This window comes from Mycobacterium sp. 1423905.2, from assembly GCF_001673155.1.
Lineage (GTDB): Bacteria > Actinomycetota > Actinomycetes > Mycobacteriales > Mycobacteriaceae > Mycobacterium.
The window spans coordinates 1-1,359 of sequence record NZ_LZLE01000051.1; the positions used below are offsets into that span (position 1 = coordinate 1).

The following is a 1,359-nucleotide window of genomic DNA, read 5'->3' on the forward strand; positions in this document are numbered from 1 at the left end:
CGTCGTCGGCCATCAGTTTTTCGGGGTGGTGGAAGGTGTTGGTGCGGGGTTGTCCGCGGTCGTGGTGCGGTGGTGGGATCCATTCGATCTCGCCGTTGGCGCGTTTTCGGGTGGTCCAGCCCTTTTCGAGGAGCCGGTGGTGGGGTCCGCAGGCCAGGGTGAGTTGGTCGATGTCGGTGCGGTGGGTGTGGGCCCAGTCTTTGACGTGGTGGACTTCGCAGTAGTAGCCGGCGATGTCGCAGCCCGGTGCCGAGCAGCCGCGGTCTTTGGCGTACAAGACGATTCGTTGTCCGGGTGAGGCCAGCCGTTTGGTGTGATAGAGGCCCAGCGCCTTGCCGTTGTCGAAGATCGCCAGGTAGTGGTGGGCGTGGCGGGCCAGGCGGATGACGTCGGACATCGGCAGTAGGGTGCCCCCGCCGGTCAGTGCCTTGCCGGCGGCCGTTTCGAGGTCGGCGAGGGTGGTGGTCACCACGATGGCCGCCGGCAGGCCGTTGTGCTGGCCCAGTTTGCCGCTTGCCAGCGTTGCTCTTAGGGCGGCGTTGAGGCCGTCGTGCTGGCGCTGCGCCGCGGTGCGGGTGTCACGCTGCACGGCTTGCTCGTCGGGCGGCCCGTCGGTGACCGGGGTGTCGTCGTCGGGGTTGCACATGCCGGGTGCGGCGAGTTTGGCCAGCACCGCTTCCCAGCTGGCGCGGGCTTCGGGGGTCAGCCAACCGCTGAGACGCGACATGCCGTCGCTGTCTTGAGTGCCCAGGGTCAGGCCGCGACGCCGTGCGCGGTCCTGGTCGGTGAACCCGCCGTCGGGGTTGAGGTAGCAAGTGATGCGGTCGGCGACTTTGCGCAGGGCTTCTGGGCGATGAGCGCTGGCCCAGCGGGCCAGGTCGGCCTCGGCGGCCTGTCGGGTGGGGGCGTCGACCCAGCAGGGCAGCTCGTCGAAGAAGCGGTGGATGATCGCGATGTGTGAAGCGCCAACCAGCCCGGCGCGCTGGGCGGCCGCGGTGGCCTCGTACTGCGGTGCCAGCGGCTGCCCGGTCAGCGCCTGCCGCGTACCCAGCATGCGGGCATCGGTGATCCGGCGAGTGGCTTCACCGCCGGTGATGCGCAACCGGTCGGCCAGTACCTGCGCGAACTTGCCGCCCAGCTCTGCCGGCGTGGCTTGGGAGTCGATCTGGTTGATCAGCGCGTGGCCGGCCACCGGCAGCCGCCGCATCTCGCGTTCGAGCGATTCCAGATAAGCGAAGCGCTCGGGCGTGCTCAGCGCATCGTAGGAGTGCTCAGCGATGCGAGAGACGACCTGGTGCAGCGCGGCATAGTCCGCCGCTATCGCCTCGCAATCACTCGAACACATGTTCGAAATTGTAT

The 1,359-nt window shown here is 68.3% G+C and carries 1 protein-coding gene; it reads right to left on the reverse strand.

The annotated features are described in order from the left end of the window. Positions 1-1,345 (reverse strand): HNH endonuclease signature motif containing protein (locus tag A9W95_RS03345; RefSeq protein ID WP_067409220.1); only part of this gene is annotated, 1,345 nt, incomplete at its 3' end. Between the last annotated feature and the right edge of the window lie 14 nt (positions 1,346-1,359).